This window comes from Bdellovibrio bacteriovorus (assembly GCF_001592735.1).
Lineage (GTDB): Bacteria > Bdellovibrionota > Bdellovibrionia > Bdellovibrionales > Bdellovibrionaceae > Bdellovibrio > Bdellovibrio bacteriovorus_D.
Genome location: NZ_LUKE01000001.1, coordinates 471712 through 489688 on the forward strand (window position 1 = coordinate 471712; position 17977 = coordinate 489688).

Consider the following 17977-nt stretch of genomic DNA (forward strand, 5'->3'; position numbering starts at 1 on the left):
GAAGAGACTATTTAACTTCGTTTTCCTCTGGCAACGCGGGCTGATTAACGTCATTGCGTCTTTCCATCTCTTCACGCTCTTTGGGAGAAAGAGGTTTGGTTTTTTTATGTTTATGTTTTTTTTCTTTATGATGCGCTGGAGGAGCTTTGGCCACCTCTTTAGAAGGCTGAGTTGTCTCTAAGCCCTTCGCATTAGGTCCGGTGGGGGCTGGCGGCGTCACCACCGTGTCAGCAGCATAAACGGCAGGAGCCATAAACATCAAAGCGGCTACAGTTAAAATCACAGGCAATTTCATGAGTAACTCCTTTCAAAAGTTATTCCCCCAAGATATCGGGGGAATCTGAAAGAGAGCATCTAAATGCGAGTGAGCTGTCAGCAAACACCGTGTGGATTGTTTTTATGTAATCTTAAACCCACTTTTGCGTTAACGCGACCTGACCGGTTCCTTTTTTGATGGCACCCAGCTTCCAAGCCTTCACGTTTTTGTCTTTTAAAAAGCTTAAAACACTTTCAGCGTCTTGTTTTTTCACTAAGACCGTCAATCCAATACCCATATTGAAGGTACGGAAAAGTTCCTCTTGCGGAATATCTAAACGACTGACGATGGGTTTAAATACCGGCGCAATTTCAGTGGATGGCGGCCAAGAACTCAAATCGTAATCAAAGGCTTCGCTCATGCGTGGGATGTTATCAATCCCCCCGCCCGTCATGTGTGCCGCCGCCAAGATGCTTCCTTGAAATTTTTTGCGCAATTGCGTGAATACTTCGACGTAAATTTTTGTCGGCACCAAAAGTTGCTCCATCAGCTCCTTTTCGTCGTCTTTCACAAGCTTTCTTAAAAGAGAGTACCCGTTAGAATGAAAACCGCTCGAGGCAATACCAATCATCACATCACCTTCGGTCATATTCTTTTCACTGAACATGTCTTTAGGATCAAGGTCACCCACACTGAAACCGGCAAGGTCGTATTCTCCGTCTTGGTAAACGCCCGGCATCTCTGCCGTCTCGCCACCAACCAAAGCCATTCCCGATTGTTTACAACCGTCCACCATGCCGGCGATCAGCTCTTCACTGACGCGCGTGTCGAGTTTTCCAAAGGCCATGTAATCTAAAAAAAACAAAGGCTTCGCACCTACACACAAAAGATCATTCACACACATCGCGACAAGATCAATCCCGATGCCGTGGTGTTTGTTCAACTTCTGACCCAGCTTTAACTTTGTTCCCACACCATCGGTGCAAGCGGCGATGTATTTTTCTTCATTCAACTTGTAAACGGAAGCAAATCCGCCAATACCGTCTAAGACATTTTCATTAAATGTCGTCGGCACAAGATTTTTGATTCGCTCCACAAAGGCATCCGCCTTGTGAACATCGACGCCGGCTTCTTTGTAGTCAATTTTTGACATTTTTCTCTCCAGTTAAAAAAACCTAGGTAAATACTTTCTTCCTTCTTTAAAACTAATGAAGGAAGTGACGTCGGCCCGTGAATAGCATCGAAATACCCAGTTTATCTGCTTCCGCAATCACGTCATTATCTTTCACCGAGCCACCGGGCTGAATGATGCACTTGACCCCTAATTTGGCAGCCACTTGCACAGAATCTGGGAATGGGAAAAAGGCGTCCGACGCCAAGACCACCTCTGAAACATCTTTGATTCCTTTGTCAGTGAGTCTTGAAGTGATCAGCTTTTCAATACAATCCACGCGATTGGTTTGGCCTGATCCCATCGTCATAAGGTCAAACTCCGGGCCCTCTTGTCGAGCCAAGGCGATGGCGTTGCTTTTTAGATTTTTCACCGCAAGCATTGCAAAACTTGCTAAGCGTTTTTTATCTTCGCTCACCGGATTTTTAGTGACGACTTTGGTGTTTGAAAGATCAAACGTATCAGCCTCTTGCACCAACCAGCCGCCCTCAATCGAGCGGACTTGCCACGCCGGTTCTGATTTCAACTTCACTTCCATGATACGACAGTTCTTTTTTAGCTTTTCCTTGGCTTTTTCATCAAATGACGGTGCTAAAATCACTTCGACAAATTTGTCAGTGAAAAACGCCGCGACTTCTTCTGTTACGGGGAAATTCAGCGCGATGATTCCCCCGAAAGAGCTTTTCTCGTCCCCTTTCCAGGCTTTTTCTAAGGCGCGGATCGGGGTTTCACCGATCGCCAGGCCGCAAGGCGTATTATGTTTCACAACAACTGCCGTCGGCAGACTTTTAGTCCCTTGCCATTGATGCACATCTTGCAAAGTTTTAAGAGCGAAATCCGCATCCAGGTAGTTATTGTAAGACATCTCTTTACCTTGAAGGGATTTGGCGTGTGCCAGGCCTTCTTGGAAAGGATCTTTCATCACAAAGGCTTTTTGGTGCGGGTTTTCACCGTATCTTAAAGATTCACCCGTGCTTTGAGTTAAGTAAGACGCGATCGCTTGATCATAAAAAGCCGTCATCGTGTAAACTTGCGACGCACATTTTTGGCGGAACTCTAAACTCGTCTCACCTTTGTTTTCTTGGAATTCTTTGATAAAAGTGCCGTATTGTTCGGGATTACACAAAACCGTGACAGAACGGAAGTTTTTCGCCCCGGCTCTTAGCAACGTCGGTCCGCCGATATCAATGTTTTCGATACATTCAGCAAAGCTTGAATTCTTTTTTAAAGTTTCATGGAATGGGTACAAATTCACTACTACCAAATCAATGGGGCTGATACCCAAATCTTTTGCTTGTTTGATATCGGAAGGGTCTTCGCGGCGATACAAAAGACTTGAAGCGATCTCAAAGCTGATAGTTTTCATGCGACCTTGAAAGGCCTCACCTTTACCGCTTAACGTTTCAACGGCGGTCACTTTGTAACCGGCTTGTTCTAAAGATTTAGCCGTGCCACCACTGGCGATCAATTCAACATTTTGTGCGGCTAAAACTTTTGCTAAATCTAATAAACCCGTTTTATCAGATACGCTTAATAAAGCTCTTTTAATAGTCATGGCTGAGTCCTTAAGTAAGTCACTGCATTTTTAAAAAATTCTAAGCCGTAAGCCGTGCCTTCAAATGGCAAGTGCCAATCGTGCAAAGCGGCCTCGGGATGAGGCATCAATGCGAACACCAAACCTGAAGGATCACAGACGCCGGCGATTTGCGCTTGCGCGCCATTGACGTCTTCTTTGTATTTCAAAACGGCTTGGTTATTTTGGATAAGTCGCTTTAACAAGCTTTCTTCTTTACAGACAAAGCGTCCTTCCCCGTGGCGCATCGGTAAAACAAATTCTTTCGGAAGATTCTTCGTCCAGATACACGGAGATTTTTCATCGCGCTCCACCGTCACCCATTGGTCAATGAAATGACCTTGGCGGTTTTTTACTAAGGCACAAGTGCGATTGAAATCGGCGTCGGGCAAGAGACCTAGACGAATCATGGTCTGAAAGCCATTGCAGATTCCCAGGACGGGACGAGTTTTTACGAATTCTTGTAATTCGCTTTTTAAGACGTTTTCTAATTTAAGCGAAAGAATCTGACCGCTGCCCAGGTGATCGCCGAATGAAAATCCTCCCGGAAACACCATGGCTTGATATTCGTGAAGACTTTTAGGATTTTTTAAAAGCTCATTGACGTGAACCTTTTTCGCGGATCCCCCTGCAAGCTCGATAGCGCGGGCCGTTTCATTTTCACAGTTAATGCCATCACCCCAAAGGACTAAGAACTTGGGAGCTGTTTGGTTAGGCTTCGTAGACATTTAAAACTCCCTTAGACCAGATGTTTTGCAAGTTTGCGGTCGGAACTGTTTGCGTGCTCCCGCCGAACGACCATTTCATTTGGCCATCTGCCGTTGTTGTTCCGACATGTTTTGCGGCCTTTGCAAAATGCGCTTCAAAATCCTTTTTCTTTTCAGTCGGCACGCTGACCACAAAGACCGAGCCCGTTTCAGACCAAAGCTGATTCCACGTGAGGTCGTTCAAATTTAAGTTTGCGCCTAAGGCGTTACCAAAACAAGATTCCGCCAAGGCCCCCATCAATCCCCCCTCGGAGAGATCGTGGCACGAAGACATAAGTTCTTGGCGATGCGCTTGGAAGATTTTTTTGTAAAGATCGTTGTTGGCTTTTAAGTTTGGATATTCAGGGGCCTCTTCGTTAACGACAAATTCTTGCGCCAAAGTCGAAGCATAAAGACTGCTCGTCAGCTGACCTAAGATATATATTTCCTCCCCGGCTTTTCGGAAGAATCCAGGGCATGTTTTATTGGCCTCAGGAATTTGACCTATCGCCGTCACTAACAGTGTTGGCGGGACTGAGATTTTAACCGTTTCGCCGGATTTAGTTTTTCCGATGAAATCATTTTTCATGCTGTCTTTACCGCTGACAAAGGGAGCCCGGAAGCTTTGCGCAGCATCGTAAAGACCTTCACACGCGCGCACTAACTGCGCCATTTTGTGATGAGCATCGGGGTTGCTTGATTTTTCAATTGGATCCGGCCAACAGAAATTATCACAAAGTGCTACTTTTTCTGGGTTCGCCCCGGTCGCCACCAGATTACGAATCGCCTCATCGACAGATTTTTGCGCCATCAAGTAAGTGTCATAATATGAAAACTGAGGGCACAGACCATTGGATACGGCGACGGCGTTGTTTTCTTCCCCTCCGTGGACCGATAAATCAATCACACCGGCATCGTTAGCCCCTTGTTGAGTTTTACCACCATAAGGTTTTAAGCGCGTGGCCCCTTGAACTTCGTGATCGTAATATCTCACGATCGGTTCACGGGACGCCACGTTGGGTGAAGCCAAAACTTTTTCTAATGCTTTTTGCACACCTTCCGCCGTCGGGGCTGGGGCGGGCGTTTTTGCGGTTTCTCGATAAAACTCTTGGTATTTTTTCGGACCTTCAAAGTGAGCTTTGATCTTCATGCGGCTTAAACCCTCATGAAGGAAGTGTAAATTCAAAGTCGCCAGGGGTGTCGCCCCATGCACGACTTCGAAGTTTCCGCTATTGGTAAATTCCCCAAGGACACTCGCTTCAACACCCATGTCTTGAGCCAATTGCAAAAACGGACTGATGTTATTTGGAGTCACCGCATAGGACATACGTTCTTGCGATTCACTGATCAGCATTTCCCAAAATTCTAAGTTAGAATATTTAAGTGGATGCTTGCTTAAATCCATCCGTGCGCCGCCAGAGTATTGCGACATTTCCCCGATCGAAGAGCTCACACCGCCTGCGCCATTATCCGTGATTGCTTGGATCAAACCGCGATCGCGTGCTTGCAATGTGAAGTCTAATAAACGCTTTTGCGTGATGCTGTCCCCGATTTGTACGACGTTGGAAGCGACGTGGTCATGCAAGGCCAGCGAACTGAACGTCGCGCCGTGAACCCCGTCTTTACCTAAGCGGCCCCCGGCAACGACAATCAAATCACCGGGGTTGATTTCTTTAACTTCCGAATGACGGTTTTGGACTTTTTTAGGCATGATTCCTAAAGAGCCCACGAATATTAACGGCTTTGCCGCAAACTCACTGGCAAAATAAAAACTGCCATTCACCGTTGGAATACCACTTTGATTTCCGCCCTCTTCCACACCCTGATGAACCCCGCGGAAGATCACGCCGGGGTCCTTTAAAAGTTCAGGACGTTTTAGGGACTCTGCGGGAGGAAAAAGTTCTTTTTTAGAAAGACAGAACACATCCATATTGGCGATAGGCTTAGCACCTAATCCACAACCTAAGATGTCGCGATTAACTCCCAAGATCCCCGTGATGGCCCCACCAAAAGGATCTAGCGCCGAAGGACTGTTATGCGTTTCTACTTTCACGCAGACATTAATATTTTTATCAAAATCAACGATCCCGGCATTGTCTTTAAAAACAGAAACCAAGTATCCACAGTCCTGCAGATCTTTGGTCGCTTTTTGAATATAGCTTTTATAAAGACTGGTGACTTTTTTATTCCCAATCGCGGGGTAATCGCCTTGAGATTCTGAATACTCGACTTCGGCGGCAAAGATCTTGTGCTTACAGTGCTCACTCCAAGTTTGGGCTAGACACTCTAATTCGACCTCAGTGACTTTGTTAGCCCACCCTTGGGCTTCACGGCTTTTTACGACCTCGGGGCTTGAAAAGTGGTTGATGATGGTTTGAATTTCCTCATCACTTAAAGCCAGGCCGCGCTCTGAATTTATTTTTTGCAAGACATCGGTCTTAAGATCAAAAAGCAAAAGCTTTCGGTCTGAGATGGCGGGCGAATCCCAGAAATGGCCAAAGTTTTTCCAAAGACTGATGGTGTTTTGTTCAGATCCTCGCGCCACATCGACTTTATTTAAAAGCGGATTGGCCAAAGACTGAAATAACACTTTTTCGATTTGTTTTTGATTAAAATCCCCGTGGATTTCAAGTTCCCACCCGCTGTGAGCTTCAATACCGAACTCTTGCCAAGAAGTATTATGTTGCGGTGAAAAGAGCATCAAAGCTTCGGTGGCTGAACGCGCGATATTGTCCGTCACCCCAGCTAAGAAACGAACTTCCACGTAGGTGGCGTCGGCGCGGAATTCTGGCAGGCCATGTTTGATTTCTTCGGCCACGGGATCAAAGAAAATACGATCCATTAAAGTGTCGAGCTTGATTTCTTTGGCAAAGCCTGGTGTTTTTTCTAAGAGCCAATAGACACGGCGAAGTTTTAAATCCGTGATCGGGGCTTCTTTAGCAAAAGATTTTTTGAGGCTCTCTTCAGCGCTATGGTCATAAAGACTGCGAACGGAAATTCTTTGCATTAGGGATTCTCCTCAAAATAGACCGTGGACTGCTGGCCGGTTGAAAGGCTGTCCAAAAAATCAGTATAAATACGATGTTCAAGTTGGTGCATACGTGCACCCAGCTGCTCCAGGGATTCGGCAGCATGGATCGCCAATGGTTCTTGGCGAATCACGGCCCCAGTGTCCATGCCTTCATCGACAAAATGGATTGTGATCCCCGTATGGGACACTTTGTCGTTATAAGCGCGCGCGATCGAATCAACGCCGGGATACGCGGGTAAGAGCGAGGGATGGATGTTCACGATTTGGCTTTTACCTTGATGCCAGCTTGCAAACTTCGCTAAGAAGTCTGCCGAAATCAAGCGCATATAGCCCGCCAGCAAGATCCAATCCACTTTGTGCTCTTTTAAGAGTTTTAAAATTTCAGCCTCATGGGTGGCTTTATCTTGTTTTTTTTCTACTAAATAGGTGCGCACCCCTTCATTTTGAGCCTTCGCTAAAACAGGGGCCGTGGCTTTGTCCGACAAAACAAATGAGATCTCTAACTGCGACAGCGTCTTAGATTTTTGAATCAAAGCCATGGCGTTTGAACCCGTTCCTGAAGCAAAAATAGCGACCTTCACAGGTTTCACAGTCCGATGTCCTCTCTGAAGTACATGCCTTCATAAGAGACCTTTTTTAAATCTTCATACGCTTGCTTGCGCGCTTCTTCTTTGGAGGCCGCTAACGCCGTCATTCCTAAAACTCGTCCGCCGGTATTAACGATCTGCCCGGCTTTTTCGCCAACACCGGCAAAGTAAAGTCGAGACTTTGTTTCTTGGGTCGGGTATGTCACGGGATTTCCCAAAATCATTTGGCTTTGTGGATATCCTTGGCTCACCGCCACGACGTGAACCGACGTCAATGACGAAAGTTCACACGTTTGATTTTTGAGTTCGTGTTGTACTGCCGCGGTGATGATTTTTACTAAATCACTTTTTAATCGCGGCATCAGGCTTTGGGTCTCTGGATCACCCATGCGAACATTGTATTCCAAAACGTAAAGCCCTTTCGCCGTTTTCATCAAACCCGCAAATAAAAAGCCCTGAAAGGGTGTTCCTTGAGATGAGAGATAATTTAAAGTCTTTGCGAAGGTTTCGTGGATGGTTTTATCATCTTCAGCAGAAATAAAGTCACAAGGACTGTAAGCCCCCATGCCCCCGGTGTTGGCACTAAAAGGGTCTGGGGTGATTCGTTTGTAATCACAGGCTGTTCCCAAAACGACAAAGTCCTTGCCATCGCAAAGTGCAAAGGCGGAAAGCTCTTTACCTATAAGACATTCTTCAATTAACAGTGGATATCCGTATTGAGACCCCAACACGTCCACGGCCTCTTCGGCCTTAGCTAAGCTTTCACAAACCCAGACACCTTTGCCGGCGGCAAGGCCATCGGCTTTCACCACGATCGGGCTAGAAAAATCATGAGCGTGGATTTCTTTTAAAGCGTCCTCGTTATTTTGGGCCAAACTCCAGTGCGCGGTCAGCACGCCGGATTTTTCTAAGACCTCTTTGCAAAAGGCTTTCGATGATTCCAGTTTGGCAACATTCGGCGTGGGAGCAAAGACAGGAACGTTTTTAGATTCTAAACGAGATTTTAAATCTGAAAGAATCGCAGCCTCGGGCCCCACCACGACAAGAGACACCTTGTTTTCAAGACAAAATGCCTCAATATCCGCCGGTGATTCAACAGGGGCGCATTGGATTCCCATTTTTTGCATTCCGGGATTCCCTGGGCACACCCAAAGCTCACTCACCTCAGAGGACTCGCGCAGCTTGGCGGCTAGCGCATGTTCACGTCCCCCTTTACCTACTACCACAACCTTTTTCATTTAGTTTCCTAAAATTTCTTGGGCCTTTTCATGCCAACGCTTTAAAGTCATCTCTTCCGCAAATGGCTTTTTACGACCGACAACGCTCGCGACCTCATTAGCTAAGGCTTGATACAACAACGCACTGACTTCGATTTGTTGCGCAGAGAGTTTTTTGGGAACTTCTTTAAGCTCATCTTTACAGATGGATTTCCAATCTTGAGTTTTTCTTTCGGCCGCCAACTCTTTAGACTTTTTCACGGCATCGCTCCAAGACGTATTGCCGTAAAGCTGACGCAAAAATTCTTTAGACAGTGGCAAACCTTCGTAAGTTAAACGCAATTCATCAGGACCAATAGAATCAACCAGTAAAAGCTCACGATCCCCGTCAGCCTTTTTCTTACCGAACGCGTATTCAACTTTTCCGTCCCACAGTTTCACGCCGAAAGATTGAAAAAGCTTTTCAAGCTCTACCACGATTTCTTGTGTTTGCGCGCGCAGGGCTTTTTGTTCGCCTTCAGACACGATGTTCATGTCCGCGATTTCTTTTTTGGTTAAATAGCGATCGGACGTTTCAAGTTTGGTTGAAAATTCGACCAAGGCAGGATCAAAGGTCGTTGCACCCGACGGAACTTCTTTAAGACCAAGATCCGCCAAATAGGCCGGATTCTTTTTTAAACGACCTTCAAGAGAGTTTCCTTGTCCCAAGTGTTTGCGAAAGATCACTTCTAATGGCACTAAAGCCTCTGTCGGGCGATCTTGGTACATCGAATAGTCGTACTGACCTTCAATGAAATGCGGGCGTAAAACCTTAACGGCTTTTACTTCAATGGTATTTGGATTTACTGTTCCCACGAAGTGAGAAGGAATGCCTTTTTTTGCCAAGTGTTCAAAAAAAGACGCCGCCATGGAAGCCAAGGCCTCGCCCTTGTGAGGGATTTCGTCTGGCATTTCGCCCCAATCAAAAATGGAATAGCGATTGCTGTATTTGAACACCAACTTGTTACCGTCTTTATAAAGATCTTTAACTGAACCTGTATAGACTAGTTCCATGCTGTTTTCCCTGTTTCTACTAGTTTTTTCCACTGAATTACAAAGTTACCGATGTTGTTAGCACCGACCCACGCACCACCTGCTTTGGCTTTCGTGAAGAAGTCCAAAGCCAATTGAGAATTGGCCAACTGTTCTTTTTCACAAAGGAACAAGTTTAAGCCAGAAGATTGTGGCAATTCCCAAGGGCTGACGATTTCACCGAAACATTTTGCATCTTTCACGTCGGTCCATTCCACCGCCGCGCCACTTTGAGTTTGGATGTCTTCAATCGCTTTTTGAATTGGCGAATAAGATTCCAGATTTTTATTCCAGTGAAGATGGATTTTATCACTAGGAATGTTTTTCCAACGGATCAGCATATCAGCAATTGAATTGGCGTTTTCTTCGGTCACGCAAGCCACCGGAACACCTTTAGGCATTTGCACCACTGAAAGAAAGGCGTCTAATCCCGCGAAGGCCCCATTTACGGAAATTCCAAAAACGGGTTTTTGAGTCAAAGAGGCTACCACACCTGGAAGATGGGCTGCTAAGCCTGCACCCGCCACGAACACATCAGCTCCGCAAGTCGTGACGATTTCACGAACACGGTCGGGATTTCTGTGTGCCGAAGCCACTTCCATGGTCACCGGGCCACATTTTTCCAAAGATCGACATAAGGGACCATAAACTCTTTCATCACTTGCGCTACCAAAAAGCACTTGAATCTTCATAGAGGGACCTCACTTTTTCCGTCTCCACCGGTATTGTGTTTACGGGTTTTTAAAAAATCTTCTGTTGATACTGGAACTGGATATTCGCCGTCTAGACAAGCACTGCACAGGTCTTGCAACCCGATGCCTTCTTTCAGACGATTTAAAGGTAAATAGACTAAAGCGTCGACCGTAAGCGCTTTAGCAATCTCATCTTCCGTGCGTTGATACGCCACCAAGGATTCCCCGTCCGGGAAATCAATGCCATAAAAACAGGGGTGACGAATTGGCGGACAGGTGCTCGCTAAATAAACTTTTTCGGCCCCGGCGTCTCTTAAAAGTTGAATGATACGTGCGGACGTCGTGCCGCGCACAATGCTGTCATCGACTAGCAAAATCTTTTTCCCGCGGATTTCACTTTCCACAGGGGAAAGTTTTAAGTTCACCATCATCTTACGCAGCTCTGGCGAGTTGATAATAAAACTTCTTTGCACGTAACGGTTTTTAATTAAAACTTCACGGTAAGGCTTTTCTAAAACTTCGGCTAAACGACATGCGGCCGCGCGGGAAGTATCTGGCACAGGTGCCACCACATCAACATCTAAGCCCTTTTTCTGAACCTCTTCGGCTAAGATTTGTCCTAGGTTTAAACGCGTTTCATACACCGGCCGACCATGCCATTCGGTTTCGGAGCCGGCGAAATAAATCCATTCAAACATGCAAGGCCGGGCTTTTTTCTGACTTAAGTTGAACGAATGAAAATTGAGATCTTTATCGATAAACGCAAGCTCACCGGGGCCCAAATCTCTCCAAAATTCAAAACCCAGACCAAAAAAGACCTGTTTTTCAGAGGCAAAACAGTAGCTGTATTTATCGCCATTTTTTTTGCGACCGATCAACATCGGACGAATCCCGTGCGAATCACAAAAAGCAAAAAGACCTTGCTCGGCAAGCATTCCGACGGCGCTGTAAGCTCCTTGGACTTTCTCTAAAAGTTCTTGAACGGAAGCGGCAAGGTTTTTAGGAAGATCGGGGCTGTCTTTACGGGAAGCTAAGCCCACGGCTGTCATGTGCATCAAAATTTCTAAGTCATTGCGACTGAAAGTCCAACGCTGCTTGCGATCGCGTAAGTAACTCACAACTTCGTCATAATTGGTGACGTTGCCGTTATGGATCATGCCCATGCCATAAGGATAACTGAGGAACAATGGCTGCAAGTCTTCCTTATCGACGGTTCCAATGGTTGAATAGCGCGTGTGACCAATCGCCATGGAGCCTTTAAGGCGCTGTTGCCTTTCAGGCGTGAAGACGTCTTCAACCAATCCCAAATCTTTTTCTAAGTGGAACTGCGATCGTTCAAAGTCATAGCTTAAAATTCCTGCGGCATCTTGACCCCGATGCTGAAGCGCAAATAATGCGGGATAAAGCTTTTCACCGGCCTTGGATTCACCAATCAGCCCCACTACACCACACATAAGCGACCCGCCTTTAAAAAAACAAACGGCGTCGAAGGGACGCCGTTATTTAGAAGATTCAAATTTTTGAAACACTTTGGGTGAGAGGACACACGTGGGGTGTCAGACCAGTGGCTGCCTGCCCCCGAGGGCGGCCTAAAGAGCGATTTCTTCTTAGAGAATAAAACCAGAGCCATTGTCTCTCTTTTTCAATATGTTTTCGGAATGAGTAAAACTAACGACGATGACAGAGTTTGGTCAAGGTTCCTGACATAATCCTGACAATTCAACACGGGCTGGCACAAGACGCGTGAAATTCCTCTATTTTCTGACCAAAGGAACGGCCATCACGGCCGTCAGAATCCCCAGTAAGACCAAGGCTGAAAAGAGCGGACCGGAAATCAATCCCGCATCATAGGCGAAATTGGCAGCTAAGATTTCCATGGCTCCGCGCGCATTAAGAATTGCCGCAAGATTCCAAGAGTCTTTGTGATTCGCGCCCGCCCAACGCGAAAAGACATAACTTCCAACTGATTTTGTCGCCACCGCCAAAATAAAGACGGTCAAAAAGGATTTTAAGTCAAAAAGCCGCCACAAATCGATCTTCCAGCCCAACCCCAAAAAAAACAGAGGGGCTAAGATCCAAGTTTGTGCGTGTATCAAAAATGATTTCTGAGTGGGCCATTCAATAATGCGCCCTAATAAAAGACCAACAAAAAACGCCAAGACAATCCAATGACTGAGGACCCAGGCCCCAACACTTTCCGCAGGAAGCAACCACACCAGTGCCAGCCACGCACCGATGTCACAAAGACTGGCCAAAGTGATTGAGCGTCGAGCGAGTGAAGTGGCATAAAGGCCTTTTTCTTTAAGAAGCTGAATCGTAATGGGCAGTGCTGAAATACCCATCGCCATGGCCATGAAAAAGTTTTGAAAGACAACCCACCCCGTCACTGCCGGAACGACAAAACTTCCAACAAAAGCAAGGAGGTAGAATTTTCGGTCTGGATACAGATTTAGAAAACGCATCTCCCAACCGGCCAGAAATAGAAAAATTCCTCCCGCTGCTTGCGAGGCGCCATTAAACCACTCTGGAGATTTGATTGCCAAAACCGACGGGCCCAACAACAAACCGAAAATCAGCCATAAAATAAACTTCACCTGGGATCCTTGTTCTTTTTAGACTTGCGGTAAGCAAAAAAGAAAAGTGACACAAATGAAAATAAAATCGCCAAGGTGACATAGATTTTACCTTCCGTTGAATCCTCATTGGCCGATTTAATTCCGAAATAAAAAACGGCGGTTTTCACCACCAAGGTGGCTTGCAGCATCATCCAGATATAAGAAAACAATTCCCAGAAAATCTTTTGTTCTTCGGTCTTAGGTTTTTTTTCTTTTTTGAGAAGTCTTTTTTCGCCCCAGTAATTTTGATGAAAATCTCGGACCACTTCATTCCAAGCCTTTTGATAATCTTCGCGGGTGGTTCCGTGAACGGCCTTGGCCAACTTTTCCATGGCCCTTTGCCGAAAGATATTTTCAGAAGACTCACTCCACGGGCCCCCCGCACTTTTCCAAAGATCTTGAGAGATGCTGCGCTCAAGCTCTTTGAGAAACTCACCCCCTTCGGGCGAAGCCGGTGTATGGGATTCAAAAAGGTGGTTGAGACTTTGCGACATGCTTTTTATTTAGCGGATAACTTCTATCTTGGGAAGCGCTTTAGCGGTGCAGCTGCCAGCGTCTCACAATGAGATTGAAGAGTTGCCTCGGGCCGAGCTTGGGCCTGGTGTCTAGGGCCTAGACATCTTTGGTGCGCCAGCCCCCTTTTGTTTATCTTTAGCCCCCCTTCCCACTGGTTTCGTTCCTGCAATATTTCCGTGAGTTAGCAACTTTAAGTTCCCGGAGGATTAAAAAATGAAGAATTATCTTAAGCCGATCAGCATGACTTTCATGGCCACTGTTCTTTGTGTTTCTACGGCGCAGGCGCAGTTTTTGGATATTTTTAATCCTAAGAAAGTAAAAGAAAAGATCGGAAACACTTTAAATCCGGGCAGGCAGCAAACTAGACCTACACAAAATAATCAGTACAATCCACCGGCCAATCAACCGGCCCTAAAACAATATGGCGCTGCTATTCCTGCACCTGCGGTACTTAATCAGGCAGTTGCGCGCCTGATATCCCAAAATCCCAACAGAATTGGCAATACAGCTATCGATATCAAAAACGTGAGAGCATTATATGCCCTTCGCGGCAATAAAGCGATCTGGACAAATGAAGAAGGGCTCTCGAACATGGGAAAAGCTCTTCAAGATCTTCTGACCAACCTCTCGACTCTTCATGGCCTTGAGCCACAATATTACCTAACGAACGATGTTAAAGAACGTTTTGTAGGTGGAGATTGGAACTCAGTCGCTGAGCTCGATCTTCTTCTGACTCAAGGATACATGCTTTTTGTAAAAGATATGTCTACGGGGCGGATCAATCCTCGCGATCCTAGCCAAGGTCTCCAGGATATTGAACTGAAAAAAAATGAAGCTCCATCTTTGGCATATCTCAACTCTATTACAAAAAATGCAAATCCAGATGAATTATTCGCAGGCGTGGCGAACACTGCTCCTCAGGTGCAAGGATACACACTGCTTGTTGAATCCCTTGCAAAAATTAATGATGGAATCAAGATGGGCGGCTGGTACGGTCTGGATAAAAATATCGTTCTTAGACCGGGACAAAGTCATCCAAACGTCGTCGGTTTAAGACAGCGCTTAGTTGATTTCGGCTATTTACCATATGATCAAAGAGCCAACATGAGCCAAAGCTATGACTCCTCAATGGTTGAGGCCATGTCACGCTTTCAACAGTACAACTTTCTGAAGGCTGACGGCGTTGTAGGCCCTGCTGCTTACGGGGCAATTGACCAGCCAGTACAAAAAAGAATTTCTCAAATTCGCGCTAACTTGGAAAAATGGCGTCTTTATCCCCGCAAAACACCAGATCGCTTCATCCTTATCGACATGGGTCGACAGCAGCTTGATGTCATGGATGGTGGCCAATTAATGATGCGTATGAATGTAGTAGTGGGAGCTGAACTGACAGGGACGCCATCGATGCTAGATAAAGTCACAAGCATAGTTCTTGCGCCCTACTGGACATCTCCAAACAGTATCGTCGTGAAAGAAACAATTCCACAATTTGGAAGCTCCCCAGCAGATAATCTAGCGGCTTCCAACGTTGAGATTGTATCTGGTAAGAGAATTTTGACGGACAGTGAAATCAATTCTATCAACTGGGGACAATATACGATGCAGAAACCCCCTCCATATTTGTTCCGTCAAAAAAGAGGCGAGCGTAATGCGTTGGGAATGGTAAAATTCAATCTAACGAATGATCATTCTATTTACTTGCATGACACCAATGCGAAAAATAAATTCAACGAAATCGTTCGATATTTCAGTCATGGCTGTATCCGCCTTGAAAAACCATTCTTATTGGCGGCCTACCTGAAGGATCCTGAATCTGTTTCTGGAATTTACGGCAGAACACTTCATGAGCGTCTTGCCAATGTCGAGGCCTCATTAGAATACTCTGCCGGCAGTCTTTTGGCTGACGCTCAAATGAAGGCCCAGTTTGAACAAGGCTTGGAAGCCAAGGCCGATCCGGTATCTCCAGTGTCCGTTTATATTTTTGGCACAACAACCGTCAACTATCTCGATGGCGAAATTGGTTTCGGACAAGATATCTACAAGCAAGACGAACGAATTATAAAAGCATTAGACCAAATGGCAAACTCGGATTCAGCTTTAAAAGCTCTTGGAAACCAATAAGGATCCGATCAAAAATTTTTACTTGAGAAAAAAAATGTTTAAGGATTTAAACGCATTTTTGAGAAAATTGATGAAGATAAAAAATTCATCTCGCCGTATCAAGAAATTGATGCGGCTGTGCTCACTTACGTTTATCTATGTTTTATCTTTCAGTCAAATCTCGTGCAGTCCTTCGACCGCGAATAACTATCTTACAGCACACGGCTCCGACAAAAAACTTCCGGATGATGACGGTTACACCGGCAGTGGCGGCACTGGTGATGGTGGTGGTGGACAAGGAATCAAGTGTTCAGAAAACACGAAACTGCCCCAGTTTAAATCAAAACTTTATGTCCGCGATATTTTCGAATCCCTTTACGTGTCCAAGCTTAACCTAAAGCCAGGGCCAATAAATAAAAGTGACAGTAAAGAAAAAATTCGTAGCGAAGAAATCCGGTTTTTAATCGAAATCCTTCGCTCTTATTTTGGCCACGCCTTACTTAAAATGGAAATTGGTAATGAACGATTTTGGCAGTCTTTCGTATCAAAAATTTCATTTATTGATGATGGTGCGAAACTAAACCCAAGTCAGGATGCCAACTCCCCCATCGTTCTGCCATCAGGATGCAAGATCGTGCAAATTGCATTTTGGGATGACTCCGAAGCTGCGGGAGAAAACGGCGTTTTATATATCGATAAATCCTATTGGGAGCAGCTGGACTCTATAAATAAAGTGGCTTTACTCGCCCATGAGTATTTTTTCAAGGAAGCGCGCCAAGCTGGATTTAAGAATTCCGACTTTGTTCGTGCGAAGATCGGAAAGCTATTTTCCTCTGAAGGACTTCCGCCCTTAGTGAAAAATTGGACACCCGCAGCAGAGGAGTCTTCGAAAGATATTCTGCCCTTAGATATAAACGGATATAAATATTGCTATGGCTCCGTAGCGGACGACCCATCGTCGGGCATTCAATTATTCCTTTATAATGGCAACCAATTGGCAATTCCTATCATAAAATCTAAACGCCTAGGTATAAGCTCTTTACAGCCGGTGAACTTTATCGTTGGACCTCGAGCTACCACCGCTCTGGAGCTAGCGCATGTAGCCGTCCATACCAAAGGTGGCTCCGAGGAGGACATCAATTTTTGGATGCGTGAAACTGCTATTTCCCGAAATGATGATTTGAAGAGAGGCCTTGAATGGCTTGAGTCCAAAATGGAATTTGCTGCTAACGATTCGAAGGCCCTTTGGACCTCTCAACTAGCCACCCCGACCTCTGTAATGCAGATTAGTTTAGAAAATCCTATATTTCGTCGTAATGATCAAATAGCGACCACGCCCAAAGATGCATCCGCGCAAATATTTGCGATCATCCAAAAACTGCTTTCAACTCCTTACCCTCAATTAATTTCCGGGGCCGCAGTTGGCGCCATGATTTCAGATCCAGTAAAGGACAAAGTCATTATTTTTACAGAAACTGAGCCGTTAACAGACGAAAAACTGAGAATTTCCACGTTGAATGCCTTCTCTGTCTTAAACCAAGAAGTTGATAGAAGTATCAAGAACGGGAAATACCCAGAAGCTTTTCCAAAATGGACGGCGGCCCTTGAAAGTTTATCAAAAAAAATGGTTCGTCCCTACACCATTAACAATGCCGAAAGGTATATGGCAAAGGTCAGAAGCTTTCCGGAATTACTGTATAAATCAAAGATAGGGATTTTGTCTGAAACCGAAAAAGCAAGATTAGTACGCGACTATGAGCAAATCGCTCTCGATCCTCATGCAAAGAAGAACTATTATCTTCAAAATGGGCGTTTATCGCTTCAAAGCGACAGCCAAAAAGTCACCTTTGATCTCAATTGCGCAGACGCGGGACTTGTCTATAACGACAACAACAAAATGCCAAACCTCTCATCTGAAGTAAAATCATCCGAAGTCACATTTACCATTGATTCCGCTAAATTTACTGATGATTCCCAAATCCTGAATTTCGAAATCGCTCAGACGCTAAGACGAATTTCGGGACGTTCCACGTCGAAGCCCCCCTTCCAACAGGATGGATGGACCATCTATGAACAAATCTCATTGAATGGCACGGGCGCGAAGAGCCTCAAAGATTTTCTTTCCAGAACAGATTCGGTAAAGATACTTTCTTGTGAAGATTTCAGTCCCGTATTTGGCGGTAAAAGATTCGAATTACAGCACGAAGATTTGAGGATAGCGAACTGCCTCGTAATTAATATCACGGAAAACAATAGTTTTTTTATGGTTAAAACCTCAGAGCCTACAGAGGAAGTTTTCGACAACAATGCAAAAACAGCCTCCTATTATATTTCTGTGAGGGCGATTATACCGCCGAAAAAACGTAAGCTCGATGATTTTGTTTTTTAAATGTGTAACCCCA

Annotated in this window: 14 protein-coding genes; 2 read left to right on the forward strand and 12 right to left on the reverse strand. The window is 45.4% G+C overall.

Annotated features, from left to right (window positions below; genetic code table 11):
- Positions 1-7 precede the first annotated feature (7 nt).
- From AZI86_RS02295 to AZI86_RS02350, 12 genes are all read right to left on the reverse strand, one after another.
- Positions 8-295 carry a hypothetical protein gene (locus AZI86_RS02295; protein WP_061833482.1) on the reverse strand — a complete coding sequence of 96 codons (288 nt, stop codon included), beginning with the start codon at positions 293-295 and terminating at the stop codon, positions 8-10.
- A 112-nt stretch (positions 296-407) separates the two neighbouring features.
- Positions 408-1409 (reverse strand): phosphoribosylformylglycinamidine cyclo-ligase, encoded by a 1002-nt coding sequence (gene purM, locus AZI86_RS02300; RefSeq protein WP_061833483.1) that lies wholly within the window; start codon positions 1407-1409, stop codon positions 408-410.
- A 52-nt stretch (positions 1410-1461) separates the two neighbouring features.
- The gene (gene purH, locus AZI86_RS02305) at positions 1462-2982 is read right to left on the reverse strand and encodes a bifunctional phosphoribosylaminoimidazolecarboxamide formyltransferase/IMP cyclohydrolase (protein WP_061833484.1); all 1521 of its coding nucleotides are present in this window, start codon (positions 2980-2982) and stop codon (positions 1462-1464) included.
- Positions 2979-3728 carry a phosphoribosylformylglycinamidine synthase subunit PurQ gene (locus tag AZI86_RS02310; protein ID WP_061833485.1) on the reverse strand — a complete coding sequence of 250 codons (750 nt, stop codon included), beginning with the start codon at positions 3726-3728 and terminating at the stop codon, positions 2979-2981. Before AZI86_RS02310 ends, purH begins: the two co-directional genes overlap by 4 nt.
- Positions 3712-6753: a phosphoribosylformylglycinamidine synthase subunit PurL gene (locus AZI86_RS02315; protein ID WP_061833486.1), complete on the reverse strand. Its 3042-nt coding sequence runs from the start codon at positions 6751-6753 to the stop codon at positions 3712-3714. Before AZI86_RS02315 ends, AZI86_RS02310 begins: the two co-directional genes overlap by 17 nt.
- Complete coding sequence (gene purN / locus AZI86_RS02320; protein WP_096000870.1) at positions 6753-7367, reverse strand: phosphoribosylglycinamide formyltransferase; 615 nt, start codon at positions 7365-7367, stop codon at positions 6753-6755. Before purN ends, AZI86_RS02315 begins: the two co-directional genes overlap by 1 nt.
- Complete coding sequence (purD, locus tag AZI86_RS02325) at positions 7364-8602, reverse strand: phosphoribosylamine--glycine ligase (protein ID WP_061833487.1); 1239 nt, start codon at positions 8600-8602, stop codon at positions 7364-7366. The genes purN and purD overlap by 4 nt, the downstream gene beginning before the upstream one ends.
- Positions 8603-9634, reverse strand: a complete 1032-nt coding sequence (locus AZI86_RS02330) for a phosphoribosylaminoimidazolesuccinocarboxamide synthase (protein ID WP_061833488.1) — start codon at positions 9632-9634, stop codon at positions 8603-8605.
- Positions 9625-10344, reverse strand: a complete 720-nt coding sequence (locus AZI86_RS02335) for an AIR carboxylase family protein (protein WP_061833489.1) — start codon at positions 10342-10344, stop codon at positions 9625-9627. Before AZI86_RS02335 ends, AZI86_RS02330 begins: the two co-directional genes overlap by 10 nt.
- A complete protein-coding gene (gene purF / locus AZI86_RS02340; RefSeq protein ID WP_061833490.1) occupies positions 10341-11798 on the reverse strand; it encodes an amidophosphoribosyltransferase in 1458 nt (485 codons plus the stop codon). The genes AZI86_RS02335 and purF overlap by 4 nt, the downstream gene beginning before the upstream one ends.
- Before the next feature lie 300 nt (positions 11799-12098).
- Complete coding sequence (locus AZI86_RS02345; protein WP_061833491.1) at positions 12099-12938, reverse strand: cation:proton antiporter; 840 nt, start codon at positions 12936-12938, stop codon at positions 12099-12101.
- Positions 12935-13453 (reverse strand): hypothetical protein, encoded by a 519-nt coding sequence (locus AZI86_RS02350; RefSeq protein ID WP_061833492.1) that lies wholly within the window; start codon positions 13451-13453, stop codon positions 12935-12937. The genes AZI86_RS02345 and AZI86_RS02350 overlap by 4 nt, the downstream gene beginning before the upstream one ends.
- A gap of 235 nt (positions 13454-13688) precedes the next feature.
- Here AZI86_RS02350 and AZI86_RS02355 point away from each other — a divergent pair, with 235 nt between their 5' ends.
- Together AZI86_RS02355 and AZI86_RS02360 are read left to right on the forward strand one after the other, a co-directional pair.
- Entirely contained in the window at positions 13689-15596 is a 1908-nt protein-coding gene (locus tag AZI86_RS02355) for a L,D-transpeptidase family protein (RefSeq protein ID WP_061833493.1), read from the forward strand.
- 358 nt (positions 15597-15954) lie between these two features.
- The gene (locus tag AZI86_RS02360; protein ID WP_157684605.1) at positions 15955-17964 is read left to right on the forward strand and encodes a hypothetical protein; all 2010 of its coding nucleotides are present in this window, start codon (positions 15955-15957) and stop codon (positions 17962-17964) included.
- The last annotated feature ends 13 nt before the right edge of the window (positions 17965-17977 follow it).

Bases quoted from the DNA above. Each gene is read 5' to 3' on its own strand.
- AZI86_RS02295 (WP_061833482.1), bottom strand. From the start codon at position 295: ATGAAATTGCCTGTGATTTTAACTGTAGCCGCTTTGATGTTTATGGCT.
- purM (WP_061833483.1), bottom strand. From the start codon at position 1,409: ATGTCAAAAATTGACTACAAAGAAGCCGGCGTCGATGTTCACAAGGCG.
- purH (WP_061833484.1), bottom strand. From the start codon at position 2,982: ATGACTATTAAAAGAGCTTTATTAAGCGTATCTGATAAAACGGGTTTA.
- AZI86_RS02310 (WP_061833485.1), bottom strand. From the start codon at position 3,728: ATGTCTACGAAGCCTAACCAAACAGCTCCCAAGTTCTTAGTCCTTTGG.
- AZI86_RS02315 (WP_061833486.1), bottom strand. From the start codon at position 6,753: ATGCAAAGAATTTCCGTTCGCAGTCTTTATGACCATAGCGCTGAAGAG.
- purD (WP_061833487.1), bottom strand. From the start codon at position 8,602: ATGAAAAAGGTTGTGGTAGTAGGTAAAGGGGGACGTGAACATGCGCTA.
- AZI86_RS02330 (WP_061833488.1), bottom strand. From the start codon at position 9,634: ATGGAACTAGTCTATACAGGTTCAGTTAAAGATCTTTATAAAGACGGT.
- AZI86_RS02335 (WP_061833489.1), bottom strand. From the start codon at position 10,344: ATGAAGATTCAAGTGCTTTTTGGTAGCGCAAGTGATGAAAGAGTTTAT.
- purF (WP_061833490.1), bottom strand. From the start codon at position 11,798: ATGTGTGGTGTAGTGGGGCTGATTGGTGAATCCAAGGCCGGTGAAAAG.
- AZI86_RS02350 (WP_061833492.1), bottom strand. From the start codon at position 13,453: ATGTCGCAAAGTCTCAACCACCTTTTTGAATCCCATACACCGGCTTCG.
- AZI86_RS02355 (WP_061833493.1), top strand. From the start codon at position 13,689: ATGAAGAATTATCTTAAGCCGATCAGCATGACTTTCATGGCCACTGTT.